This is a genomic window from Clostridium aceticum (assembly GCF_001042715.1).
In the GTDB taxonomy this organism is placed as follows: Bacteria; Bacillota; Clostridia; order Peptostreptococcales; family Natronincolaceae; genus Andreesenella; species Andreesenella acetica.
Genome location: NZ_CP009687.1, coordinates 300,143 through 327,126 on the forward strand (window position 1 = coordinate 300,143; position 26,984 = coordinate 327,126).

Annotated in this window: 24 protein-coding genes; 23 read left to right on the top strand and 1 reads right to left on the bottom strand. The window is 36.6% G+C overall.

Translation table 11 applies throughout. From position 1 onward, the window contains the following. Positions 1 to 42 precede the first annotated feature (42 nt). From ilvD to CACET_RS01460, 9 genes are all read left to right on the top strand, one after another. On the top strand, positions 43 to 1,710 hold the full coding sequence (ilvD, locus tag CACET_RS01420) for a dihydroxy-acid dehydratase (RefSeq protein WP_044826120.1): 1,668 nt from the start codon (positions 43 to 45) through the stop codon (positions 1,708 to 1,710). 204 nt (positions 1,711 to 1,914) lie between these two features. Beyond that, entirely contained in the window at positions 1,915 to 2,934 is a 1,020-nt protein-coding gene (locus CACET_RS01425) for a TRAP transporter substrate-binding protein (protein ID WP_044826121.1), read from the top strand. Positions 2,935 to 2,997: 63 nt separating this feature from the next. Further along, positions 2,998 to 3,492: a TRAP transporter small permease gene (locus CACET_RS01430; RefSeq protein WP_044826122.1), complete on the top strand. Its 495-nt coding sequence runs from the start codon at positions 2,998 to 3,000 to the stop codon at positions 3,490 to 3,492. Further along, positions 3,493 to 4,740 carry a TRAP transporter large permease gene (locus CACET_RS01435; protein WP_044826123.1) on the top strand — a complete coding sequence of 416 codons (1,248 nt, stop codon included), beginning with the start codon at positions 3,493 to 3,495 and terminating at the stop codon, positions 4,738 to 4,740. It begins immediately after the preceding gene. Positions 4,741 to 4,979: 239 nt separating this feature from the next. Continuing rightward, positions 4,980 to 6,170 carry an ABC transporter substrate-binding protein gene (locus CACET_RS01440; RefSeq protein ID WP_044826124.1) on the top strand — a complete coding sequence of 397 codons (1,191 nt, stop codon included), beginning with the start codon at positions 4,980 to 4,982 and terminating at the stop codon, positions 6,168 to 6,170. 112 nt (positions 6,171 to 6,282) lie between these two features. Continuing rightward, on the top strand, positions 6,283 to 7,185 hold the full coding sequence (locus tag CACET_RS01445; protein ID WP_044826125.1) for a branched-chain amino acid ABC transporter permease: 903 nt from the start codon (positions 6,283 to 6,285) through the stop codon (positions 7,183 to 7,185). A 3-nt stretch (positions 7,186 to 7,188) separates the two neighbouring features. Beyond that, positions 7,189 to 8,244 (top strand): branched-chain amino acid ABC transporter permease, encoded by a 1,056-nt coding sequence (locus CACET_RS01450; protein ID WP_044826126.1) that lies wholly within the window; start codon positions 7,189 to 7,191, stop codon positions 8,242 to 8,244. Continuing rightward, a complete protein-coding gene (locus CACET_RS01455) occupies positions 8,244 to 9,047 on the top strand; it encodes an ABC transporter ATP-binding protein (RefSeq protein WP_044826127.1) in 804 nt (267 codons plus the stop codon). Before CACET_RS01450 ends, CACET_RS01455 begins: the two co-directional genes overlap by 1 nt. Then, entirely contained in the window at positions 9,040 to 9,756 is a 717-nt protein-coding gene (locus CACET_RS01460) for an ABC transporter ATP-binding protein (RefSeq protein ID WP_044826128.1), read from the top strand. Before CACET_RS01455 ends, CACET_RS01460 begins: the two co-directional genes overlap by 8 nt. Before the next feature lie 197 nt (positions 9,757 to 9,953). Here CACET_RS01460 and CACET_RS01465 read toward each other — a convergent pair whose 3' ends face one another. Further along, entirely contained in the window at positions 9,954 to 10,805 is an 852-nt protein-coding gene (locus tag CACET_RS01465) for an aminotransferase class IV (protein WP_044826129.1), read from the bottom strand. A 95-nt stretch (positions 10,806 to 10,900) separates the two neighbouring features. Between CACET_RS01465 and CACET_RS01470 the strand changes: the two genes are divergently transcribed. From CACET_RS01470 to prfB, 14 genes are all read left to right on the top strand, one after another. Beyond that, positions 10,901 to 11,401, top strand: coding sequence for a permease (locus CACET_RS01470; protein ID WP_044826130.1), 501 nt, complete (start codon positions 10,901 to 10,903; stop codon positions 11,399 to 11,401). Continuing rightward, positions 11,402 to 11,944: a permease gene (locus CACET_RS01475; protein WP_044826131.1), complete on the top strand. Its 543-nt coding sequence runs from the start codon at positions 11,402 to 11,404 to the stop codon at positions 11,942 to 11,944. Positions 11,945 to 12,044: 100 nt separating this feature from the next. Next, entirely contained in the window at positions 12,045 to 13,913 is a 1,869-nt protein-coding gene (gene fliD / locus CACET_RS19325; protein ID WP_044826132.1) for a flagellar filament capping protein FliD, read from the top strand. Between the two features lie 44 nt (positions 13,914 to 13,957). Beyond that, on the top strand, positions 13,958 to 14,434 hold the full coding sequence (locus CACET_RS01485; RefSeq protein ID WP_044826133.1) for a flagellar protein FlgN: 477 nt from the start codon (positions 13,958 to 13,960) through the stop codon (positions 14,432 to 14,434). A gap of 231 nt (positions 14,435 to 14,665) precedes the next feature. Then, a complete protein-coding gene (locus tag CACET_RS01490) occupies positions 14,666 to 16,261 on the top strand; it encodes a transporter substrate-binding domain-containing protein (RefSeq protein WP_044826134.1) in 1,596 nt (531 codons plus the stop codon). Beyond that, positions 16,236 to 17,579 (top strand): sigma-54-dependent transcriptional regulator, encoded by a 1,344-nt coding sequence (locus tag CACET_RS01495; protein WP_044826135.1) that lies wholly within the window; start codon positions 16,236 to 16,238, stop codon positions 17,577 to 17,579. The genes CACET_RS01490 and CACET_RS01495 overlap by 26 nt, the downstream gene beginning before the upstream one ends. A gap of 439 nt (positions 17,580 to 18,018) precedes the next feature. Continuing rightward, positions 18,019 to 19,257, top strand: coding sequence for a sodium/glutamate symporter (gene gltS, locus CACET_RS01500; RefSeq protein WP_044826136.1), 1,239 nt, complete (start codon positions 18,019 to 18,021; stop codon positions 19,255 to 19,257). Between the two features lie 24 nt (positions 19,258 to 19,281). Further along, the gene (gene ftcD, locus CACET_RS01505; protein ID WP_044826137.1) at positions 19,282 to 20,181 is read left to right on the top strand and encodes a glutamate formimidoyltransferase; all 900 of its coding nucleotides are present in this window, start codon (positions 19,282 to 19,284) and stop codon (positions 20,179 to 20,181) included. Positions 20,182 to 20,256: 75 nt separating this feature from the next. Further along, positions 20,257 to 20,832 carry a HutD family protein gene (locus CACET_RS01510; RefSeq protein WP_044826138.1) on the top strand — a complete coding sequence of 192 codons (576 nt, stop codon included), beginning with the start codon at positions 20,257 to 20,259 and terminating at the stop codon, positions 20,830 to 20,832. A 196-nt stretch (positions 20,833 to 21,028) separates the two neighbouring features. Then, positions 21,029 to 21,250 (top strand): hypothetical protein, encoded by a 222-nt coding sequence (locus CACET_RS01515; RefSeq protein ID WP_044826139.1) that lies wholly within the window; start codon positions 21,029 to 21,031, stop codon positions 21,248 to 21,250. Between the two features lie 502 nt (positions 21,251 to 21,752). Beyond that, the gene (hpf, locus tag CACET_RS01520; RefSeq protein WP_044826140.1) at positions 21,753 to 22,292 is read left to right on the top strand and encodes a ribosome hibernation-promoting factor, HPF/YfiA family; all 540 of its coding nucleotides are present in this window, start codon (positions 21,753 to 21,755) and stop codon (positions 22,290 to 22,292) included. A gap of 140 nt (positions 22,293 to 22,432) precedes the next feature. After that, positions 22,433 to 23,047, top strand: a complete 615-nt coding sequence (locus CACET_RS01525) for a DUF5317 domain-containing protein (protein ID WP_152640007.1) — start codon at positions 22,433 to 22,435, stop codon at positions 23,045 to 23,047. A 134-nt stretch (positions 23,048 to 23,181) separates the two neighbouring features. After that, positions 23,182 to 25,857, top strand: coding sequence for a preprotein translocase subunit SecA (gene secA / locus CACET_RS01530; RefSeq protein ID WP_044826142.1), 2,676 nt, complete (start codon positions 23,182 to 23,184; stop codon positions 25,855 to 25,857). Between the two features lie 15 nt (positions 25,858 to 25,872). Next, positions 25,873 to 26,977 (top strand): peptide chain release factor 2 gene (prfB, locus tag CACET_RS01535; protein ID WP_144414697.1). Its coding sequence is split into 2 segments (ribosomal slippage): positions 25,873 to 25,935 and positions 25,937 to 26,977, totalling 1,104 coding nucleotides; the frame shifts between segments, so codons are not numbered across the junction. Positions 26,978 to 26,984: the final 7 nt, after the last annotated feature.

A 26,984-nucleotide genomic window follows, 5' to 3' on the forward strand; every position in this document is an offset into this window, starting at 1 on the left:
TTGATAAAGTATATAAAAAAGCAACGAGGAGTTGAAATAATCATGAAAATAAACAATACTTACCAGGGTGTAGATCGAGCACCCCATCGTTCTCTATTTTATGCTATGGGTTATTTACCAGAGGACTTAAAAAAACCAATTATCGGGGTAGTGAACGCCCATAACGAAGTGATCCCAGGACACTTTCACTTAGATGAGATAGCACAGGCAGTAAAACTAGGGGTAAGTGCAGGGGGTGGAACCCCTATGGAGTTTCCTGTAATCGGTATATGTGATGGTATCGCTATGAACCATAGTGGTATGAAGTACCCTCTGTCCACTAGAGAGCTTATTGCGGATTCTATTGAAGCTATGACAGTGGCTTACAAATTTGATGGACTGGTTTTAATAGGAAACTGTGATAAAATTGTGCCGGGAATGATGATGGCTGCTGCCAGAATGAATATACCTGCTGTTTATATCAGTGGTGGTCCTATGTTAACAGGAAGCCACAAAGGAAAAACAGTGGACTTAATCAGAGGGGCCTTTGAAGCAGTGGGCTCTTATGTGGAAGGAAATATCGATGCACAACAATTAGAGGAAATTGAAATGGAATCCTGTCCTACTTGTGGCAGCTGTGCTGGTATGTTTACTGCCAACACTATGAACTGTCTTGCTGAGGCGCTAGGAATCGGTCTTCCAGGGAATGGAACCATCCCTGCTCCCTATGGACAAAGAAAACAACTAGCAAGAAGAGCTGGACTTCAAATTATGGAATTAGTCAAGGAAAATATCCGCCCAAGAGATATTTTAACCCTAGGAGCTTTTAGAAATGCTGTTACTGTGGATATGGCTATAGGCGGGTCTTCCAATACAGTACTACACTTGATGGCAATTGCTAACGAAGCAAAAGTGCCGTTAGACCTTGAAGTTTTTGATGAAATCAGCAGAAAGGTTGCAAATATCACCAAGCTAAGTCCTGCCGGGACCTATAGCATCACGGATCTTCACAGGGCAGGAGGAATCTCTGCTGTTATCAACCAGTTGATTAAGGCAGGTATGATTTATCCAGATGAAATTACTGTTACTGGCAAAACCTTAGGGGAGAGCGTGGCAAAGGCATCGGTTTGGGACAATGATGTTATCCGGGATATGGAAAATCCTTATAATAAAGAAGGTGGTATTGCCATCCTAAGAGGAAATCTTGCACCTGATGGGGCTGTTATTAAACAATCGGCAGTGGAGCCTGAAATGATGCTACACAAAGGACCAGCAAGGGTGTTTGAATCAGAAGAAGAAGCCTATGATGCCATCATCAGCAAAAAGATTGTATCAGGGGATGTTGTGGTGATTCGTTATGAAGGGCCTAAGGGTGGTCCAGGTATGAGGGAAATGCTGAGTCCTACTGCAGCCATTGTAGGAATGGGACTGGAGAAGTCTGTTGCTTTGATTACCGATGGACGTTTCTCCGGCGGTACTAGAGGACCTTGCATAGGACATGTTTCTCCAGAGGCATCTGAGGGAGGACCGATTGCTATTATTCAAGAAGGAGATATCATTGAAATTGATATTGCCAATAGAGTGTTAAAAGTAGATTTAAGTGATGAAGAAATGCAAAATCGACTAAAGAGTTGGACACAACCACCGTCAAAGGCAGAAGAGGGAACGTATTTATATCGTTACAGCAAATTGGTTACCTCAGCAAGTACAGGAGCTGTATTTAAATATTAAAAACATTAGCGTTAACTTAAACCGTAATTTATCATTCTTCGTTATTCCAAGATCCTTCGCTACGCTCAGGAGGACATTTGGAGAGAATTTTGGTAATGATCGTGTTAAGTTAACGTCTATGATATTAAAAATGAGCTTAATTTTTTTAAAAGCCAATATTGGCTTTTAGATAACATATGACAAAAGGATAAGGGGGAAATCAATTTGAAAAAGAAGTTAAGTTTATTATTATGCATGGTTTTGGTGGTGTCTTTATTAGCTGCCTGTGGCCAAAAAGAACCAGCACCAGCAGCTGGGGGGGAAGATGTTGCCTTTGAAGGGGTAAAATATCGTTTAGCACACGTAGTAAATGAAAATGACAGCTTTCATATTGCAGCAGAAAAGTTCAAGGCGCTAGTAGAGGAAAGAACAGAGGGGAAAGTGGAAATAGAACTTCATCCAAATGCCACATTAGGTGACGAAAGAACTTTACTAGAGGGTATGCAAATGGGCACTATTGATATGGGGGTTATTACCAATGGACCTATCGCTAACTTTGTACCGGAGGTAGCAGTATTTGAACTTCCTTTCCTATTTAGCAACCGCGAAGAGGCTTATGGCGTTTTAGATGGTACTGTAGGAAAAGAAATCCTAAAAAAGATGGAAGATGTTAATTTAAAGGGGTTAGCTTTTGCAGAGAGAGGTTTTAGAAACCTTACGAACTCTAAGCGTGCTGTTGCTACACCTAATGATATGCAGGGATTAAGGATAAGAGTTATGGAAAATCCAGTGTATATCGATACCTTCCAAGCGTTAGGTGCAAACACAGTTCCAATGGCATGGACCGAAACACTTACAGCACTACAGCAGGGAACGATTGATGGTCAAGAAAATCCAGTTGTCGTAATCCATTCCTTTAAGTTAGATGAAACCCAGAAGCATCTTTCACTATCAAGACATACCTATTCACCAGCTACGATTATGATGAGTTTGAAAGAATTTAATAAGTTGCCAGCGGACATTCAAGAAATTATTGAGAAATCTGCACAAGAGGCAGCAGAATATGCAAGAGCAGTGAATACAGAAAGCGAAGAAGTACAATTACAAGAATTGATAGAAAGAGGTATGGAGATTACAGAGGTAGATGTGGAAGCTTTCCAAGCAGCGGTTAGCTCTGTATATGATAAATACAGAAATCAGTATGGAGAATACATGGACAAGATACAGGCAGAATTGAATAAATAAAGTTTTTCAAATTAGCCTTGGTAACTATTACCAAGGCTAATTTGAAAACAAAGGGGGATCAGAATGAAATTGTCCTATTCTATGAAAAGAATCAGTGATTTATTAGATTGGATTATGGTAAGAGTTGTTTTTATAGGTATTGTGGGGATGATTATATCCATTACCCTGCAAATCATCTTTAGGGTATTTTTTAGTGCCCTTGTATGGACAGAGGAAGCTGCTAGATACTTATTAATTTGGAGTAGTTTTTTAGGGGCTACTTTAGCTTATAAAAGAAAAATGCATATAGCGGTTACTTTTGGGGTAGAGCAGTTGCCTAGAAAATTAAAAAAAGTAGTGATGTTACTCAGTATTGTTTTGTCGATGTTTTTCTTCGGGGTATGTGCCTACTATGGACTAGAACTAATAAAAATGCAAATTTTTCAACTTTCTCCTGCTCTTCGACTTCCTATGAAATATGTTTACCTAGGTATTCCTTTAAGCTTTGCCATCATGTTTATACATGGATTAGCCTTCTTGTTTGAGATGCTAACGAAGCACGGGGAGGTGGAAGTGTAGATGGGTGCAATTATCTTTTTTTCTTTCTTGTTTTTTATGTTACTAGGTATTCCTGTGGCGGTGGCCATCGGATTGGCCTCTTATGTTGTGTTGGTGAAGGAAGGCATGCCTTTATTGGTGATGGTGCAGAGAATGTTTGCTGGAACCGATACATTTCCGCTAATTGCAGTACCCTTTTTTATCTTGGCAGGGGACCTTTTAGCCAAGGGAAAGGTATCAGAAAAGTTGGTGGACTTTGCTGACGCCATCTTCGGATTTTTAAAGGGGGGCCTATCTGTAGTATGTGTTTTAGCTTCAATGTTTTTTGCTGCTATCTCGGGTTCTGGTGCAGCCACTACAGCAGCGGTAGGGACCCCACTTATACCAGAGCTAAAAAAGAAAGGCTATGATGAAGCTACCTCCGCTGCTCTTATAGCCGCCAGCGGAACCATTGGTGTAGTTATCCCACCTTCTGTTCCAATGATTTTATATGCGGTGATTGCAGACCAATCTGTAGAAAAGTTATTTATAGGGGGATTTTTACCAGGGTTACTGATGGGACTGATGTTAATTACTATTGCTATAAGGCATGCTTATAAGAATAATTACCCTAAAGGTTCACCTTTTTCTGTCAAAAATGTTATCAAAACCTTTAAGGAAGCTATATGGGGGATTTTAACTCCAGTGATCATATTAGGTGGTATTTTTACAGGGATTTTCACACCCTCCGAAGCAGCGGTAATTGCGGTAAATTATTCTCTGTTGGTAGCGCTGTTCGTTTACAAAGATATGAAGTTAAAGGATGTTTTTGACATTATATGTAGATCAGCCATTACGATGTCTGTGGTGATGTTTATTATTGCTACCTCCAGCATACTAAGCTGGGTGTTGGCATATTATAGTATACCTACTGCTATTGCTAATGGTGTTTTATCTCTATCTAGCAATAAATATATCATTATGCTTTTGATTACTTTAATTATTGTCATAGCAGGGGTATTTATGGAGACTGCCTCTGCATTAATCATATTGACACCAGTATTTTTACCTTTGGTGAGGGAGATCGGTGTTGATCTTGTTCATTTTGGTTTAATTATTGTAGTAGGGTTAGCCATTGGTATGATTACACCACCAGTAGCGATTAATCTGTACGTAGCTAGTACTGTAACGGGTCTACCTATTGAAAAAATAACAAAATCTATTTTACCCTTTATGTTAGGATTACTAGTAGTATTGTTACTACTAGTATATATACCACTGTTTTTTTAATGGATAAAAGCCATGGAGATATGCAGATCTTCATGGCTTTTGCTATTTATCAAAACCATTACTTAAAAAAGTTTTGTAAATTATCAAATTTTATATTATAATGAAATTATTGGATAGACATGTACAGTTGTTTTCCAATGAAATACATATTGCTATTTAATGACAATATGTATAATAAATGGGTTCGATGGAAAATACAGAGATCCCATACAAAAAAGAAGAATCAAGGGGGAGTTCACATGAAAAAATGGCTTTCAATTTTATTGGTAATGCTGTTGGTACTATCGTTAGGATTAACAGGCTGTAGCAGCCAAGCACCAGCAGATACACCAGCACCTGACGAGGGAGAAGTTTCAGAGGCATCAGATGATGTAATTAGAATTGGTGTTTTTGAACCAATTACTGGTGCCAATGCTGCCGGTGGGGCACTAGAAGTGGAAGGTGTTAGATTAGCAAATGAATTATATCCAGAGGTATTAGGTAAGAGAGTAGAGCTTGTTATTTCTGATAATAAGTCTGACGTTGTTGAGGCAGCCAGTGCAGCAGCTAGACTTGTGGAAAGAGACAAAGTTACAGCGATTATTGGAAGTTGGGGTAGTGGTTATTCTATAGCAGCTGGAGATATCGTTAGAGATGCTGAAGTACCAGCAGTTGCTGCATCTGCTACAAATCCACTAGTTACTCAAGGAAATGATTATTATTTTAGAGTATGCTTTATCGATCCATTCCAAGGAACTGTTATGGCAAACTACGCTTTCAACAATCTTGGAGCGAAGAAGGCAGCAATTATGCAAGAGGTTTCTAATGACTACGCTGTTGGTTTAGCTAAGTTCTTTACAGATTCCTTTAACGAACTAACTGGTGATGACAGTGCCATTGTTGAGGTAGCTAACTATAATACTGGAGATCAAGATTTTTCTTCACAATTATTAAATATTGCTGCTAAAAACCCAGATGTAATTTTCGCACCTGGTAATTTCACTGAATCTGCTCTAGTGATTCAGCAAGCAAGACAATTAGGAATTAATATCCCTATTATTGGTGGAGATACTTGGGAAACACCAGAATTCATTGATATCGGCCAAGATCATGTAGAAGGTGCTGTATTCTCAACCTTCTTTACATCTGAAACACCGATTACAAAAGAATCAGAATTTTTCTTAGATGCTTATAGAAGCAAGTATGGTAAAGAGCCTGCTGCCGTTACAGCACTAGGTTATGATGCTTACATATTAATTCTTGATGCTATTGAAAGAGCAGGTACTACAGATACGGTGGCGATTAGAGATGAAATTGCTAAAACAACAGGTTTTGAAGGAGCTGCTGGGGTGATTACGCTAGATGCCAACGGTGACGCTGTAAAGAGTGCTGTTATCAAAACTGTAAAAAATGGTGAATTTGTATACTTAGATACAATAGAGCCTTATTAGAAAGATAATTTCAAAAAATGCGCTTCCCTCTTGTTTTAGAGGGAAGCGTAGTTATGTGATATACCAAATGGAAAAATTAGTATATAAATTCTAATGAGGTGGTGGACATATCATGTTTCAAATGACTTTTGATCAGTTTATGCAGTACTTGACCAACGGGATATCACTGGGGAGTTTATACGCACTTATTGCTATTGGTTATACGATGGTTTATGGAATTCTTCGACTTATTAACTTTGCCCATGGTGAGATTTTTATGATGTCCTTATATTTTGCTTTTTATGGTGTTAGTATATTTAATATGCCATGGTATCTATCCTTTTTAGTGGCGATTATTATGACCGCAGCATTGGGGATGCTGGTAGAAAGAGCGGCATACAAACCATTAAGAGATTCCCCGAGGATTACCATTATGGTTTCCGCCATTGGAGCCTCCTTTTTTATTCAAAACCTTTCTATTGTTATTTTTGGCGGTAGACCGAAGGCTTTTCCAAATGTAAAGCTGTTAACAGATGTTATGCAGATTGGCGCTGTCTCTCTTCAAAGATTAACATTAATTATTCCTGTTGTAACGATTATCTTATTGTTTAGCTTATTATTTTTAGTAAATAAGACAAAAACAGGTATGGCAATGCGGGCTGTATCTAAGGACCATGAAACTGCTAGATTGATGGGAATTGATGTCAATAGAATTATCACCATTACCTTTGGTATAGGTTCTATTTTAGCAGCCATCGGAGGGATTATGTGGGGGGCGAAGTTTCCACAAATTCAGCCAGCAATGGGGGTTATGCCAGGATTGAAATGTTTTGTTGCTGCTGTTGTAGGCGGCATTGGTAATATTACGGGAGCGGTAATTGGAGGATTTATTCTTGGCGTAGGGGAGATTATGCTCATCGCATTTTTACCAAATTTAACTGGTTATCGTGATGCCTTCGCTTTTGTATTGTTGATTGTTATTCTCCTATTTAAGCCAACGGGCATCATGGGAGAAAAAATATCGGAGAAGGTGTAGACTATGAAGAAGAGAAATGTAATTTTAACCATCTTATCTATTATTTTATTAGTAGCATTTCTAGGGTATGCCAATAAAAACTTTGACGCTTATAAAGTAAGAATTCTGAACCTATGTGCCATTTATGTTGTACTAGGACTTAGTATGAACCTAATCAATGGTTTCACCGGCTTGTTTTCTTTAGGACATGCTGGCTTCATGGCGGTGGGGGCTTATACAACCGCTTTATTGACCATGACACCGGAAAGTAAGGAGATGACCTTTTTCCTAGAACCTATTATCGCACCATTGGCGGAGGTGACGTTGCCTTTCTTTATAGCATTGCTGCTGGGGGGCTTGTTAGCAGCCTTTGTAGCTTTCTTGATTGGTGCACCTACCTTAAGGCTAAGGGGAGATTATTTAGCTATTGCAACCTTAGGGTTTTCAGAGATTATCCGTATTATTTTTACCAATACGCAAAATATCACCAATGGACCTTTAGGATTGAAATCCATCCCTAATACAACCAACCTTTGGTGGAGCTTTGGTACGATGCTTTTTACAATCATGGTAATGGTTTCTTTGATTAAAAGCAGTTATGGAAAAGCCTTTAAAGCTATTCGAGAAGATGAAATTGCTGCAGAAAGTATGGGGGTTAACTTATTTAAGCATAAGGTAATGTCTTTTGTCATTGGTGCTTTTTTTGCTGGTGTAGGGGGAGGTCTATTAGGAAACCTACTGGGCACCATTAACCCTATGATGTTCCGATTTGTTTTAACCTTTAATGTATTATTGATTATTGTTTTAGGTGGTATGGGAAGTATCACAGGAACAGTAATCTCTGCTTTTGTTGTAACAGCAGGTCTAGAATACTTGAGATTTTTAGATGAGTCTATTAACCTTGGTTTCATTAGACTAGAGGGAATTGCTGGACTCCGAATGGTGGTTTTTTCTGCTTTATTGATGATTGTAGTTATTTTCTTTAGAAATGGTTTAATGGGTACCAATGAATTTAGCTGGGATAAACTTTTTAACTTCTTTCAAAGAAGACCCTTTAGCAAGAAGGGGGTAGGACAATAATGACAATATTAAAGACAGATCATATTACAATGCGATTTGGAGGTTTAACTGCTGTTAAAGAGTTCAATCTTGAGATTCATCAAGGGGAAATTGTTGCTTTGATTGGCCCTAATGGAGCGGGAAAGACAACTGCCTTCAACATGATTACAGGGGTTTATAGACCTACAGAAGGCAAAATTATTTTTAACAATGGACAAATTACAGGCTTAAAACCCCATGAGATTACAAAACGGGGGATGGCTAGAACCTTTCAAAATATTCGTTTATTTAAAGAACTGAGTGTATTGGACAATGTTTTCATTGCTAACCATCTACACTTAAAATCCAATCTGCTTCAATCGATTGGCGGGAAGATGTACCCTGACTTTTTAGATAAAATATGGCAGCCTAAGTATAAAAAAGAAGAAAAAGAAATTTTAGAAAAATCCCACATGCTGTTGGAAAAGGTAGGACTAGTAGATTTAAGACACGAAAAAGCCAGTAGTTTGCCTTATGGGGTTCAGAGAAAGTTAGAAATTGCTAGAGCCCTAGCTACTGATCCTAAGCTGCTATTGCTGGACGAACCTGCTGCAGGAATGAATCCAAAGGAAACCAATGATTTAACGGATTTTATCAGACAAATTCGAGATGAGTTTGATCTAACGATCTTCCTGATTGAACACCATATGCAGGTGGTTATGGATATATCCAATAGAATTTATGTTTTAGACTATGGTGTTACGATTGCAGAGGGAAGCCCCTATGAGATTCAGAATAATGAGAGAGTAATTCAAGCCTACTTGGGGGTGAGTGAAGATGCTTAAAATAGAAGATTTAAAGGTTTCCTATGGAGGTATTCAAGCCTTAAAGGGAATTAATTTAGAAGTACAAGAGGGAAAAATTGTTGCCTTAATCGGAGCCAATGGTGCTGGTAAAAGTACTACCCTTCGTTCTATCGTGGGTTTGACCAAGCCAGAGGCAGGCAAGATCACTTATCATGGAGAAGATTTATCTAAGGTACAAACCAAAGATATGGTAAGTAAGGGTATCACCCTTGTACCAGAGGGTAGAAGGGTTTTTTCTAACTTAACGGTACTGGAAAATATAAAAATAGGTGCCTTTTATAGAAAAGATGAAAAAAATATTAAAGAAGATATAGAGTGGGTTTACTCCTTATTTCCGAGGTTAAAAGAAAGAACGTGGCAGTTGGCAGGGACCCTATCTGGTGGTGAACAACAGATGCTGGCGGTAGGCAGAGCACTGATGTCAAGACCGAAGCTTTTGATGATGGATGAACCTTCTTTAGGATTAGCGCCTTTGATTGTAAAGGAAATTTTCAATATTATTGAAGAAATCCATAAGCAGGGGGTAACGATTCTTTTGATAGAACAAAACGCTAATGTGTCCTTAAAGATCGCTCATCAAGCCTATGTTATGGAAACAGGAACCATTACCCTTGAGGGTACGGGAAAAGAATTGTTGACTAACGAAGAAGTGAAAAAAGCATATCTTGGCGAAAGCGTGCATGGATAATTAAATAAAAAAACCTTTAGGCTATTAGGCGAGGTTACTAAAAAGTACTTTTGTCATCCTGAGCACTAGCGAAGGATCTTTGCAGACTAGATTCTTCACTGTGTTCAGAATGACAGACTGTGATGATATAACAAAAGTAAGACTTTTTTGGTAACCTGCTCTTAGTCCTAAGGGTTTTTTTAGTTTAGGTAGGATAATTACTGTTGAAGATGAACTTTAGCATGAATATAGTCTTCAATAGCAGTATCATAGGCTTTGCGTATCTTATCAATCATTGGGTTACTTGCAGAATCATAAACTTGATCATCTACTTTAACGATGGGTAAAACCTTTGGCGAAGTACCGGTCATAAACAAACCCTCAGCTTCTTTTAAGAAGTCTAGAGAAATAGGGGTTTCTACTATAGGGAGTCTTAAGGTTTTACATAAATCAATAATGCGATTTCGTGTAATCCCCTTTAGTACCTTTGCGGCTGGAGCTGTATAAAGTACCCCCTCTTTCACCAAGAAGATATTAGATCGACTGCCCTCTGTAATCTGTTGATGTTGATCTAGTAGAATAGCTTCATAGGCACCTTTGGATTGCAGGGTTTCCTCCACCTGCTGACGAAAGTTTTTTAAAATAACCTTGGCATTGGGATTTTCTCTTTCGGCAGTATATAAAACGGCGGTTATTCCTTTTTTATATTGTTCTTTGCTGGGATAATTGCTTTCAATAAAGAATAAAAATATGTTAGGAGAAGCTTCTTGCAGATTGTTTACAATAAGCTTTAAATTATAGTTATAGCAGTGATTGATCTCTACTAATCTATAGATTTGTTTTCCTATAGCTTCTTTATCTATGCAAAAATCAAAACCCAACAATTGAAAGGATTGGTTTAAACGCTCTAGATGCTCCTCAAGGAAGAGAGGAACACCATGAATGATTCGAATTACTTCATAGACTGAAGTGGTTTTTATAATTTCATAGGGATCAAAGGCTTCGATAGGCGCAATTTCACCGTTAACTAAAAAGTAATCTTTGTGCATCTCTTTATGAGTTCCCTTCATGATGACACCTCCATTTAATAAGATTATTTTACCACCCAATGAACAAAGTGAAAAGAAAAATTTATCGTTGCACACCCCCGTATAAGGGGGCTATAATGTTTATAAGGAGCGTGATAAAAGTGACAACGGGAATTCTATATGTAATTGCCTTTGGTTTTTTAGGTGTATCCTACATAAAGGATCGGGAAAAAACAAAAATGGCATTAAAAAAGGCTTGGAGGGCCTTTGAAAATATTCTGCCACAATTTTTGGGCATTATTATTGTCGTTGGACTTTTATTATCGGTGTTGAACCCTGAAGTGATTGCCAAGGTTTTAGGGGGGCAATCAGGGTGGTTGGGCGTGATAATCTCCTCTGTAGTAGGAGCAATCACCTTAATGCCGCCTTTTGTAGCTTTCCCTACAGCAGCATTATTATTGGAAAATGGAGCGGGACTTATGCAGATGGCAGCCTTTGTGTCCTCTTTAATGATGGTAGGTGTTCTAACAGCACCTATAGAGATACAATATTTAGGAAAAAAGCTAACCTTTTGGAGAAACCTTTTGGCGTTTATTTTTTCTTTTCTTGTAGCTTATATAATAGGGAGGGTGGTATAGATGAAAAAGCTATTGAAGCGATATAGATTTTTTTTAGGGATGTTAGGGGTGTTGGCGTTGATTACCCTCCTCCATAGAAGTATTGGGGTGAAAGCCATAGGTATAGCTACCTTTAGCTTTAGGGAAATGGCGATGATTGTGCCGCCTGTATTTCTTTTATTAGGATTATTAGATGTATGGGTGCCTAAGGAATTGATGATCAAGTATATGGGGGAAGATTCTGGTATAAGGGGAACCGTGCTGGCTTTTTTAATGGGATCTGCAGCGGCAGGACCTTTATATGCGGCTTTTCCTGCGGTGTTAATTTTAATAAAAAAGGGGGCTGGTTTCAAAAACATTTTAGTTTTTATTGGAGCTTGGTCTACTACAAAAATCCCTACCTTATTATTTGAAATGTCAGCTTTAGGAAAGACCTTTGCACTAACAAGGCTTTTGATCAATATTCCAGGAATTATCATTATGGCCCACCTATTGAACTATTTTGTAGCTTCTAAGGAAAAAGAAAATATATACAAAAATGTGAAGAAGCTGGAAAAAGCCTAAAAAACATTAAACTTTCCTTATTGATGTACCGATATAAAGAATATAGGGTATGCTAGAGAATAAAAGTTGCTAGCTACATATTTAGAAAGGAAGTGGGCGTATGAGAATTGGAGGAATTGCCTCCGGCATGGATACAGAATCAATGGTCCAAAACTTGATGCGGGCGGAAAGACTAAGAATTGATAGATTTTTTCAGCAGGAGCAACGTTTAAAGTGGCGACAGGAAGCCTTTAATAATATCAATCGAAGTATGGCAAACTTTATTTTAGATTCAAGAAAAGCTTTTGGTTTAACCACTGTCTCTAACACCGGTACTATGCTAAGCAGGAGTGCCCAAAGTTTTAATTGGGTAAAGAAGGCTGCTTCTAGTAATGAGAGTGTGGTGAAGGCTACTGCTAATGCCAGTGCTATGCCGGGAACACATAAAATACAAGTAGAACAGTTGGCAGAAGTGGCTAGCGTGGCTAGTACAAGGCTTACTGATACGATATTAAATGCTGATGGAACCTTCAAAGAATATGGGACATTTGAAATAACAACTAAGGGAGGAAAGAAAGAAATTACTATTGCTGATGCTAAGGTAGAGGGGAGTAAGGTAATAGAAGCTCCTGTTGATTTTACTGAGCAGCCTCTGATTTTTATGGTTAACAATACTCCAGTAGAATTAACAGGAAACTATACGAGTTTAGAGGGTGAAGAAGGCTTAATTGAAGCAATTCAAAAAAAACTAGGAGAAAGTATTACAGTAGACTTGGATCATGAAGGCAAGCTGGTAATGACGTCAAAACAAAACATCAATATTACAGCTATTGAAGGAGATTTAAGTGTTCTAGGGTTAAATCAGGGAAGTACTCTGGCTACAAATACGATAGACAGTGTCGTTAGAGAATTAAATAGTACAGCAGATGTTAACTTAGGGATTAGAGCAGCCTATGATAAGGATTTAGGCAGGCTAATGATTACTACTAGGGAAACTGGAGAAGAACAACATATAACAATAGGCGGGACTGAAGAGCTTGTAAACAAAATGTTTGGTATAGATGCAGTACATAAAACAGGACAAGATGCTATAATTTATTTCAATGATGAGAGTAGAGAGCAACCAATTAATAAATCCACCAACAACTTCTCTATCTTTGGTATTAACCTACAACTACAGGGTACAGATCCTGGCAAAGAAATTACTATTCATGTAGAATCAGATGTAGATAGCATCTTTGATAAAGTAAAATCTTTTGTAGATGAATATAATAAGATGATAGACATGGTTAATGGTCAATTAGGAGAAAAATACTATAGAGATTTCTCACCTCTTACCAATGAACAAAAGGAGTCCATGTCAGAGAAGGATATTGAACTATGGGAGGAGAAGGCAAAAAGTGGCTTACTTCGAAATGACAGTACCTTGACGAGAACATTACAGACGATGCGAAGCAATTTATATGAAAGAGTAGAGGGCGTGACTGGTAGCTATAATCATATCACACAAATAGGCATTACTACAGGCGCCTATCAAAGTGGTGGTAAGTTAGTGATCGATGAAGAAAAACTCAGAAAAGCGATTAACGATGACCCAGAGGGTGTTGTGGACCTATTATTTAAGACGCCAGATGCCAGTATAACAGATGACAAGGAAAAAATGAAGAATACAGGCTTAGTACAAAGAATCTATGATGGTATGATCGATGGAATAAAGGAAGTCATCAGACAATCTGGTCCAGGGGAGGATGCTGCACTACTCAGAAATGTTCGCTCCAACATCTTAATTGACTTTGTAACAGCAGGTTCTCAAAGTGTATTAGATAAAGACCTCAGCGGCATTAACTCTAGAATCGCTAGAGAAGAGATGCTTTTAGCAAAAAGAGAAGAGCGTTATTGGCAACAGTTTACAGCGATGGAAAAAGCTCTATCCCAGATGAACCAGCAAAGTGCATGGTTGATGTCTCAGTTGGGTCAGCAGCAGTATTAATCGATTATAGAAACAGCTAAACTAGGAAAATAGGTGGTCACATAATGAGGGAAGAACTAGTAGCATATCTCCTTCGTATCAGTGAGGGAAAACGGCTCTTAGTAAATCATTTGCTAAAAATTACACAACAACAAAGTAAAGCTTTAGAAGAAGAGGACACAAAAGCCTTAGAAGACTTGATACAAGAAAAGCAAACAGTTATGGCGAAGGTTGATGTGTTGGATAAGGAATTTGTGGAGAAATATAACTTGATTAAAGAAGAATTAGGGATAGAAAATCTTCAAGAATATGAGGGAGAAATGTCCGCTACATTTAAAGAACTTAGGGAAAAAATAGCTGGTATTTTTAAAGTTATAGAAGAAGTTCAGCGTTTAGATCAAGCAAATACCAAAAAAGTAAAAAACAATATTACAAAAGCACAGCAGAATATCAAATCTATCAAAACTGGAAAAAAAGCACTCACAGGCTATAATCAACCCTATAAAGAAAATCCTTCTTTTTTTATAGATAAGAAAAAGTAATGAATAAACTCTTGAGAAGATAGGCAAAGTAGTAGATAACTTAAAGTTTGAAGCAAAGCATCAAAAAAATACCCCGTAACACACTAGCGGTAGTGAGTTTTAGGGGTATTTGTCCTTTAATGGGCTGGATGATATAATAATACCTGTACAATTGTAGAGGCGATTAATAGATTTTAAAGGAATGGGACGAGTTTGCCTCTATGGTTAAATAACTATTAAATGGTGGTGACAATGAAAAAGGCAGTAATAATACTATTTATTTTATTAAATATTGCACTACCTCAGCCATCTTTTGCTGTTTCTGGGACTTATAGAGTTGCTGGGGATCGACAATTTCCCCCTTATGAATATGTTGATCATGATGGCGTTTATAAAGGCTTTAATGTTGATATACTTAAAGCAATCAGTATTGTAACGGGGATAGAGTTTGAATTTTTGCCTATGAGGTGGGAAGATGCTTATAATTCTATTGAAAGAGGAGAAGCCGACATAATTCAAGGAATGAAAGAATCTCATGATAGAAAAAACAAATTTTTATTTACAGATTCTCTGTTGCTGAATTCTCAGTCCATATTTGTATTAGATAGTAATACAGCAATCTATAGTAAGAGGGATTTAGCTGGTAAAGTAATCGCTCTAATTAAAGAAGATATTGTATATCAGGAAATAAGCAAAATTAACGATGTTAAAATAGTTCAATATGATTCTTTAGAAGAAGCTCTGCAGGACTTATTGAATAATAAAGTTGATGCACTTATTGGAAATACTTTAACTGTTAATTATCTATGTAACGAAATGAATAGTATTGACCTTATAAAGATCGTAGGGGACACGCTAAATGAGCAAAAATATGCCATGGCTGTTGCCATAGATAACGAAATTTTATTGGACAAACTTAATAAGGGAATCTATGAAATTCAGAAGAATGGAATGTATGATTCCCTATATAGAAGATGGTTTGGAATACCTATAAAGAATACAAAAACGCAGTATGAAATTTTATTGAAGGTTACCTTTGGGATTTGTGGTGCCTTAATAGTTATAATTCTAGCCATTCAAAGTATTAATAGAAAATTAAAGAAAATAATACAAGCAAAAACAGAGGCCCAGAAGGCACTTATAAATGAGCTTCGACATTATGATAAAATGCAGTTTATGGATAAGATTATATCCTCAGTTGCACATGAAATACGAAACCCTCTGACTTCGATAAAAATATATACTAGTCAGATGAAAAACAAAATAGATAACAAGGAATTTATGATAGCTGCAGCTGAGGATATCCCTGAAGAAATAGATAGGATAGATGGACTTATTAAGGAATTTATGCAATATACTTCTCCTAAAAAGCCTGTTATAGAAGACTTCAATTTATATGAAGAACTAATGAGTTCGATTAAATTTGTTAAGCTTCAGATTGAAACTATAAAACTAAAGATTAATATTGATAAGACTTATTCTATAAAATTTGATATTTCTCAGTTTAAGCAAATGGTACTAAATATTTTACTTAACAGCAAAGATGCTGTTAAGGATGTTGATATGCCTATTATTGAAATATCTGCAATTGAAGCTGATGACAATATAGTACTGTATTTTAAAGATAACGGTTATGGCATGAATAAAGATGATATACAATATATTTTTGAACCATTTTATACAACGAAGGCTGTAGGTAATGGGGTTGGCATGTTTGTTGTTAAGCAGATTGTGGATGAAAATGGCGGCAGCATACACGTTGAAAGTGATGGAAAACAAAAGGGCATGTGTATTACTTTAAAAGCAAAAAAGGGTGAATTAAATGAAAAACAAACTGCTGATAGTTGATGACGAGCCAAAAATATTAAGATCTCTAAAGTTTCTTTTAGAGGAAAATTTTGAAATATATACAAGTAAAAATTCTGCAGAAGCTTTAGATCTATTTAGAAAAGAAAAAATATTTCTAGTCCTTCTTGATTTAAGATTAAAAGAAGATAGTGGACTTGATCTAATGAAGAGTCTGCTTGAGTTTGAACCTAACGCCATCATCATTATAATGACAGCTTTTTCTACCATTGAAAACTCAATTAATGCTATCAAGACTGGTGCTTACTACTTTATAACGAAACCAATTGATACCGATCAGCTTTTATTATTGCTAAATACAGCCAATGAAAAGTTGAAAATGATACAAAAAATAAGCCACCTGGAAGGGCATATAAAAAAAGATATTATAGGTGAATCCCCTCGTATAAAAGAAATTATTAGTATAATAAATAAAATAAAGGATACAGATGCTACGGTTTTAATTACAGGAGAAAGTGGTACTGGAAAAGAACTTATAGCCCAAAAAATTCATACATTAAGCAATCGTGCTGATAAGCCCTTTGTAGCTATAAACTGTGCTGCTATGGTGGGAGATCTTTTAGAAAGTGAACTTTTTGGATATAAGAAGGGTGCATTTACAGGAGCTTATAAAGATGAAATTGGGGTTATAAGAAGAACCGATAAAGGAACACTTTTACTTGATGAAATAGGAGAAATGGATTTAAGGTTACAGTCAAAGCTATTGCGGTTTCTTCAAGCTAAAGAAATAAGACAAATTGGTGATGAAAAGACACATAAAGTTGATGTGAGAATAGTTTGTGCAACAAATAGGGATTTAAAAAAGGAAGTAGAAGCTGGAAACTTTCGAGAGGATCTTTATTATAGAATCAATGTAATTAACTTGGTAGCTCCTTCTCTAAGAGAACGCATAGAGGACTTAAAATATCTGGTACCTTACTTTATCGACAAGTATAATATTTCTTTTAATAAAAACGTCAAAGGAATTACTGATAAATACTATGAGCAACTTAAAAACTATAGATTCGAAGGAAATATAAGAGAATTGGAGAATATAATTCAAAGAGCAGTACTTCTAAGCACAGGGGAATATATTGAACCTGATTTGCTTCATATAACTACACATAAAGCAATAGACCCTATAGATGATGCCTCGGACAATTACATCAAAATATATATGGGTGAAAGTATGAAGGAAATAGAGAAGAAGGCAATAGAATTTACATTGAAAAATAATAACCAGAACCGAAAACGGACTGCTGACAGTCTTGGAATATCCGAAAGAGCACTAAGGTATAAGATCAAAGAATATAACTTATAATCAACCCTGCAAAATTTGCACCCTGCAAAATTTGCAGGGTATTTTTTTCCTAAATCTCAAATATGGAAGATATGATGAAATTTTCAACCCTTTAAATTAGCCATTTCATAGGTTTTTAAAAGTTGGCACGGAACATGCAATATAATTGTATATCTTAATCATTAGCGTTAACTTAAACCATAACTTGTCATCCTGAGCGGAGCAAAGTGGAGCCGAAGGATCTTAGTATTAGCAAAAATCTTCCTTATTACAAGATCCTTCGCTACGCTCAGGATGACGGCTGGACAAAACTTTGGAAATAATTGTATTAACTTAACGCTTATGCTATCTTAAATTATTTATAAAATTTTTGTTTTATAAGGATGGTGGTGAGAGGAGGGCAGCAGGATATTTATCTAAGCAAGTATCTATACATAAACAATGATAGGAGGTATGGTATATGTCTTTTGAAATTATCGAAAATATTTTTACTATGAGTGCGGATATGGTGATGACTACTGCTATGGCAGCTGTATTACTGGTGATTGGTTATTTTATTAAGGGGAAGGTTAATTTTTTAGAAAAATATTGTATCCCAGCACCAGTTGTAGGCGGGTTTCTATTTATGCTTATTACATGGATTGGTCACGTTACAGGGGCATTTTCCTTTAGTTTTACTACAACGCTGCAATCCTTCTTTATGCTAGCTTTTTTTACTACAGTTGGACTTGGTGCAAGTATGGCGTTATTAAAAAAAGGAGGAATTTTACTAGTCGTTTATTGGTTAATAGCTGGGGTTTCTTCTATTTTTCAAAATGCTATAGGAATTGCTGTTTCAAAAATAACTGGTTTAGAACCAGCATATGGTCTTTTATCAAGTGCTATTACAATGGTTGGTGGACATGGAGCTGGTGCTGCATATGGTATGACTTTTGAAGGCATGGGATATCCTGCAGGTACTCTTGTAGGAGCAGCAGCTGCAACCTTTGGTCTAATTTCATCTGTTATGGTGGGGGGACCTGTTGCACGACGTTTAATTGAAAAAAATAACTTAAAACCAGATCATAGTGAGGACTTTGATACAAGTGTTACAGAAATAAATGCTGCCAGTGGTGAGGTTTTAAGTGGGCTTGATATTATTAAAAATGTAACTGCTATCTTAGTATGTATGGCTCTTGGAACTATGGTTTCAGGTTGGATAGGCAAGCTAATAAATATGGAATTTCCAACTTATGTAGGTGCAATGTTTGTAGCAGTTATCCTACGTAATTTAAATGAAAAAGTGCGTTGGTATAAGTTTGACTATCCATTAGTAGAAGGAATTGGAGATGTTACGCTTGGTCTTTATCTATCAATGGCTATGATGACTTTAAGAATGTGGGAATTAGCAGGACTTGCAGGACCAATGCTTATCGTGTTAGTGTGTCAAGTTATTTTTGTAGTTTCCTTTACTTACTTTGTTGTATTCCGTTTGCTTGGAAAGAACTACGATGCTGCTGTTATGTGTGCTGGTCTTTTAGGTCATGGCTTAGGTGCAACGCCTACAGCGATTGTAAACCTTACTGCTGTTAATGACCGTTATGGAATGAGTAGAAAGGCCATGATGATCGTTCCAATCGTTGGAGCTTTCTTAGTTGATATTATATATCAACCACAAACAGTGTGGTTTATAAAGACTTTTGTTGAAAATTTGAGGTAAAAATTTAAAAATTAGGAGGCAGTTATGAAAAAACTAATAGAATGTGTTCCAAATTTTAGTGAAGGTAGAAATACAGGGATCGTAGAGGAAATTATTGATGAAGTTAGAAAAATAGAAGGTATAACAATTTTGGACTATTCATCTGACAAAGATCACAACAGAACAGTCCTTACAATGATAGGATCTCCTGAGAGAATAAAAGAAGCTGCTATAAACTCTGCAAGAAAAGCTGCTGAACTTATAGATATGTCAAAACACGAAGGTGCTCACCCTAGAATGGGAGCAACAGATGTTATTCCATTTACACCTGTAGCCCATGTGACAATAGAGGAATGTATCGAAGTTGCAAAAGAAGTAGGGGCTGAAATAGGAAACTGGGAGATTCCAGTATATCTATACGAAGATGCAGCAACAACTCCTGATAGAAAAAATCTTGCAAGTGTAAGAAAAGGTCAATACGAAGGTTTCTTTGAAAAAATCAACAAAGAAGAATGGAAACCAGATTTTGGACCTCAAGCAATGAACGCAAAAAGTGGTTGTACAGCAGTAGGTGTAAGAGTACCGCTAGTAGCATATAATATAAATCTAGACACACCAGATGTAGAAATTGCAGATAAAATTGCAAAAAAAGTAAGACATCTGGGTGGAGGACTAGTGTATGTAAAAGCTATAGGCTTAAAACTAGAAGAAAGAAATCAAACTCAGGTTTCAATGAATCTAGTTAACTATGAAAAAACAGCAATTTACCAAGCTTTTGAGATGGTAAAAATAGAAGCAAAAAGATATGGAGCAAATGTAGTAGGCAGCGAGGTTATAGGAACTGTTCCAATGAAATCTCTACTGGACGCTGCAGAGTATTATTTACAAATAGAAAACTTCAGTATGGAGCAAATACTAGAAAAAAGATTATTAGATGAGCAATAAAAAAGACTGATAAAGTTATACAATTGAAAGGTCTGCTCCTTGGCAGGCCTTTGGTTGTAAAAAGAAGGAGTTCCTATGAAAGAAAAAATTATTAAGAAGGAAGATTTCATAACGACAAAATGGGCTGGTGGAGAAACAACCCAATTAGCAATATATCCAGAAGATGCAACTCTTTCGGAGAAGAACTTTTTATGGCGGGTTTCATCAGCTACATTTACATCTACGCAATCAGAGTTCTCAGACTTTAGTGGTTACCAAAGGTACATTCTTCCGCTAGAAGGAAAACTAAGCTTATATCACAAAGGGTTATATAATAGGGAACTAGACAAATATGAAGTGGAGTACTTCGATGGATCTTGGAGCACATTTTCAGAAAACACCCTGGATTGCAGAGACTATAATTTTATTGTAAAAAGTGGAAATTCTTCAAAAATGCAAATCTTAAGGGCCGGAGACGAATGCTTTCTTCAAAATTCAGAAATTGTGACGCTATTTTCTATGAAGGATTTTGTTATAAATCTATGCAATCATAATGAGAAAAGAAATATCGATGGATTCTCGTTATTTGTTATAGAAACAGATAGCCAAGAAAAAATCAGCATCACATCCGCTGATTCCCCAATCATAATCACAGAGTTTGTAATAAATTAAAAAGAATATACAAAGTAAAAAAGCAGATAAGAAGAAGTAGTGAATAAACTCTTGAGAAGATAGGCAATATAGTGTATAATAAAATGGAATATGTATTGTACAATGAAGGTCTGTGGTTGAAAGTCCATGCCAGTCGCAGGCAAAGGGACCCACGTAAGATAGTAAAAAAGTTACTAGCGATCATGGTGCGGCTTAGATGTTAGACCTGCCGGTGATTTCACCGAGAGAAGTAGTAGTGAAGGTAACCCCTGGGCGAACCTTCCAGCAGGCGGGTGTGGGGGCAAAGACCAGGTCAGCTTCTTTTGTACCATATTTACCACTGAAAAAGCTTTGGCATGATGTCGAGGCTTTTTTTTATATATTCTACAATGACGACGAAAGTCGTTGTTTTTTTTATTTGAAACATTTTATTGTTTAATTTGGAGAATAAAAGAGTTATTGTTTAATTTGGAGAATAAAAGAGATTTTTTTTTAAAATAATGTAAAAAATAAAGGGTAAAATATTAAAAGATTTGTATAACTAGGCTAGAATATGTAATAGAAAATTCTGAATTTATAGTTGTTTATGACTGTACACATATATATACACATGCTGTTTCCCTTGAAAATAAAGTTATCAACAATGTTATTAACATTATCCACAAAAAACATTTATACATATCCACAGAAATAAGGATTTTGTAAAAGAAAAACGAATGTATCTGTGGATACAAAAACACTGACTATTTTGCAAAGGAAATTCATATAATAACCTTAAGCAAAGACTATTTATTTTATTATTTTACAAAAATAAAAAAACTTTGTTTGACAAGCTCTAGAGAGGGTATGTATACAAATACCTAAATCATTAACTTTGTTTTATAATTTTAAGTTGGTATTTAGCCGGCTTGAATAGAATAGAAGGGAAAGGAGCTGGAGATATGAAGGTCATTATAAGCGGAAAAAACATAGAAGTAACTGAGGCGTTGAAGGGGACAGTTGAATCCAAAATCTCTAAGCTAGACAAATATTTTAATGAGGGAGCTGAGGCACAGGCTACTTTGACAGTAGAGAAAAATAGACAAATGATAGAAGTGACAATACCTATTAATGGTTCTATTCTCAGGGCAGAGGAAGTTACCCATGATATGTACACTTCTATTGATAAGGTCGTAGATAAATTGATTCGCCAGTTAAGAAAACATAAGACAAAAATGGAGAAAAATCGTGTTAGCAATTATGAAACAATTCGATTTGAAAACATTCCAGTCTTCGAAGACGATGATAAGGACATAGAAGCAAAAATCGTAAAAACAAAACGTTTTGCACTAAAACCAATGGTTTCTGAAGAAGCGGTACTACAAATGGAGCTTATAGGGCATAATTTCTTTGTATTCGCCAACGCCGACACGGACGAGGTAAATGTCGTTTATAAAAGAAAAGATGGAAACTATGGATTGATAGAACCAGAGTTTGATTAAAATAAATCATAAATAAAAGATAGAGGGATGGATCAATAGATTTATCCCTCTATCTTTTATTTATGATAAATTTTTAAAAGCAGCAGGAAAAAGTTAGTCTGCATAGAAATATGTATGAAATAAGGAAATTTCGAAGGGTTGTGATTTGTGTGGTGTTAGAGGCTATTGTGTTAGGACTAATTATAGGGAAAATTCGAGGAGGGCAGTTTAAAAGATTAGGTACTACGACTTTAAGATTTTCATGGATTATTTTGCTGGCTTTTTCTTTGAGACTGGCAGTCTCTGTGATGATTTCTTTAGGTCAGCCTCTGGTGATACAGTATAGAATGATTTTTTACTTATTGTCCTACAGTATTTTGTTTATAGCATTGTTCTTTAATATGCATTTTAAATGTATGTGGCTGATTGCAATAGGCAGCATAACAAACTTTTTAGCAATTTTGTTAAATAAGGGGAGTATGCCCATCAACATGACAACACTAGAAAATTTTGGATTTAGCAATATGATGACTTCCATTGAGCTAGGAGCGTTACCACAATATATACCGATGGAGGAAGCGGCGCTTTACAGCATTTATCTAGGCAAAGGGCTTTCTATGCCTTCTATATACCCATTAAAACAGATTTTCAGTATAGGAGATTTACTGATGGCGGTAGGGATATTTTTCTTAGTACAGCATATGATGTCTTCCAGTTTGTATCACAAAACATCTAAAATTTTACACTTTGACCATAAAAGCAAGCTGCCTTTATAGGGAATCTTATTTTTATTGTTTTAAAAATAGATAAATGATACAATAATAGGATAGATAGGGCAAGTATAATCAAGCTGAGGCTAAAGATAACAAGCCTCTCTTAATTTTGTAAATATATAAATGAGGTGAAATGCTTGAAACAGTTATTTGAGAAGGTTTTTGGTAGTTATAGTGAAAGAGAACTTAAGAAGTTAGATAAACTTATTCAAAAAATAGAAGCTTTAGATGCAGTTTATTCAAAATTAAGTGATAGTGAATTAAGACAGAATACCTTTCAGTTTAAAGAAAGAATACTAAAGGGAGAAACCCTAGACGATCTTCTTCCAGAGGCTTTTGCTACTGTAAGAGAGGCTTCCTTCAGGGTGCTGGGGATGAAGCACTATAAGGTGCAGTTATATGGCGGTATTGTTTTACACCAAGGTCGCATTGCTGAGATGAAGACTGGGGAAGGTAAAACCTTGATGGCAACTTTACCAGTATACTTAAATGCTCTTTCAGGAAAAGGTGTACATATCGTCACTGTAAATGATTATTTAGCAAAGAGGGACTGTGAGTGGATGGGAAAGGTTTACCACTTTTTAGGACTTTCTGTAGGGGTAATTCTTCATGGTTTGACACAGCCACAAAGGAGAACTGCCTATAATAGCGATATCACCTATGGTACCAACAATGAATTTGGATTTGATTATTTAAGGGATAATATGGTGATTTACAAAGAAGAAAGGGTTCAAAGGGACTTAAACTATGGGATTGTAGACGAAGTAGACAGTATTTTAATTGACGAAGCTAGAACCCCTCTGATTATCTCAGGACAGGGAGAGAAGTCTACAAAAATGTATTTTGTTGTAGACCAATTTATAAAAACCTTAAAGAAAGAAGCTGACTTTACCATAGACGAGAAGGCAAACTCTGTTACATTGACAGAGGAGGGTGTAGAAAAGGCTGAAAGGTCCTTTGGCATAGAAAATCTATCGGATTTAGCCAATATGGAATTGTCTCACCACATTAACCAAGCACTTAAAGCCCATACTTTGATGAAAAGGGACAAAAACTACGTAGTGAAGGATGGAGAGATTGTTATCGTAGACGACTTTACAGGTCGTTTGATGTTTGGAAGACGTTATAGTGATGGGTTACATCAAGCCATAGAAGCAAAAGAGGGCCTAGAAATTCAAAGGGAATCCAAAACTTTGGCTACGATTACCTTCCAGAATTATTTCAGAATGTATAACAAATTAGCCGGCATGACTGGAACAGCTAAAACAGAAGAAGAAGAATTTATGTCTATTTATAAAATGGATGTTATAGAAATTCCTACCAATAAACAAATCCTTCGACAAGATCATCCAGACGCTGTTTATCAAAGAGAAACTGGTAAGTTTCAAGCTCTTGCAAAAGACATTGAAGAGAAACATCAGAAGGGGCAGCCAGTGCTGGTAGGTACGATTTCCATTGAGAAATCAGAGGAATTATCAAAACTGTTAAAAAGAAAGGGTATTCCTCATGAAGTATTGAATGCTAAGCATCATGAAAGAGAAGCAGAAATTGTTGCTCAAGCAGGACGGAAGGGAGTTGTCACCATTGCCACCAATATGGCGGGACGTGGTACTGACATCCTGTTGGGAGGAAATCCTGAGTTTTTAGCAAAACAAGAGATGAAGAAAAAGGGTTATAGCGATGATCTATTAGCGGAGACCACTAGCTTTACAGATACAGACAATGAAGAAATTCTTGAAGCTAGAAGAACGTATGAAGAACTTTCTAAAAAGTACAAGATAGAAACAGACAGAGAGCATAAGGAAGTAATTGCTCTAGGTGGTTTGCATATCATTGGTACAGAAAGGCATGAATCACGAAGAATAGATAATCAGCTAAGAGGTCGTGCAGGTCGTCAAGGAGATCCAGGATCTAGTCGATTCTATATTTCTCTAGAGGATGATCTAATGCGCCTTTTTGGCGGTGATAAAATGCAGGGTTTCGTAGAAAAAATGGGACTACAGGAAGACGAGGCTATAGAACATAAGCTTCTTTCTAGATCTATTGAAAATGCACAGAAAAAGGTGGAAGGAAGAAACTTTGGTATCCGGAAGCATGTACTACAATATGATGATGTCATGAATAAGCAAAGAGAAGTTATCTATGGGGAGCGTAAAAAAGTGCTGGCGGAAGAAAATATGCGGGATCATGTGTTTAATATGATTGGCAATATCATTGACAATGCTATCGCGCTGTATACTGCTGATGCCCAATATCCTGAAGAGTGGGACTTAAAAGGCTTAGAGGATAATCTAACCAATATCTTCTTACCTAAGGAAACCTTAACTTTTGATAATATAGAGGACTTAACGATTGATGCATTAAAAGAAAAGATTATGGATCTTTGCGAAAAGCTCTATGAAGAAAAAGAAGAAGAGCTAGGTCAAGAGAGAATGCGAGAAATTGAGAGGGTTGTTTTATTACAGGTTATCGACACAAAGTGGATGGATCACATTGATGCTATGGATCAATTGCGACAAGGTATTGGATTAAGGGCGATTGGTCAAGTAGACCCTGTCAGAGCCTACCAGGTAGAAGGTTATGATATGTTCCAGGAGATGATCAATAAGATTCAAGAGGATACTGTGAGATACCTATTTAATATTGAGAAAGAAGTAAAGGTCCAACGGCGACAAGTAGTTAAACCAACTGCTGCTAGTCATGGTGAGGAAGATGCAAAAGCAAAGCCAGTAGAGAAAAAAGAAGAAGCTGGTAGAAATGAGGCTTGTCCTTGCGGCAGTGGTAAGAAGTATAAGAAGTGTTGTGGAAGGTAGGGGAAGAAGGAATCAATGATTAATTTAGATATTTATAGACAGCAACTTTTAAAACTAAAAGAAGAAATTGAAGAAATGAGGGTTTCTCTTTGACATAGAAACATTAAAAACGGTGCTCGAGGAATATGAAAACAAAATGGCGGAAGCAAGCTTTTGGGATCATCCTCAACAGGCACAGGAGATATCTAAGAAGGCAAAAGATATCCAGGGAAAAATAGAAGCTTATAGGGACCTAAATACCCGCTATGAAGACCTAGAGACAATGGTAGCCTTTATAGAAGAGGGAGATAATTCCTTTGAGAAAGAGCTGATAAGCGGGCTAGATGCTTTGGAGAAAGACATTGCCGCTATGAAGATAGAGACCTTGCTTAGAGGAGAGTATGATAAAAACAACTGTATTTTATCTATACATGCTGGAACAGGAGGCTTGGACGCTCAGGATTGGGCTAAAATGTTGTGGCGTATGTACACTCGGTGGTGTGAAGAGAAAGAATATAGAGTAAAGATATTGGACTTATTACAGGACCCTGAAGCAGGTATTAAGAGTGTAACCCTTTTGATTGAAGGTTTGAATGCTTATGGTTATTTAAAGGCGGAAAAGGGCGTGCATCGCTTAGTAAGGATTTCTCCCTTTGACTCCTCTGGAAAACGTCATACATCTTTTGCTTCTGTAGATGTCATGCCGGAAATCGATGAAACGGTAGAGATAGATATCAAACCAACGGATTTAAAAATAGATACCTATAGGGCTAGTGGTGCTGGTGGGCAGCATGTAAATAAAACTGATTCTGCTGTCCGTATTACCCATATCCCTACAGGTGTGGTTGTGCAGTGTCAAAACGAGAGATCTCAGCATACTAATCGTGAAACTGCTATGAAAATGTTGAAGGCAAAATTGCTAGAGTTGAAGGAATTGGAGCAAAAAGAGAGGATCGAAGATCTGCAAGGAGAATATAGCCAAATTGCATGGGGCAGTCAAATCCGCTCCTACGTATTTAACCCTTATAATATGGTAAAGGATCATCGTACCAATGCAGAGGTAGGTAATATTCAAGGGGTTATGGATGGTGATATTGATTTATTTATTAATGAATTTTTAAAAAAAAGCAAAGATCAATGATCTTTGC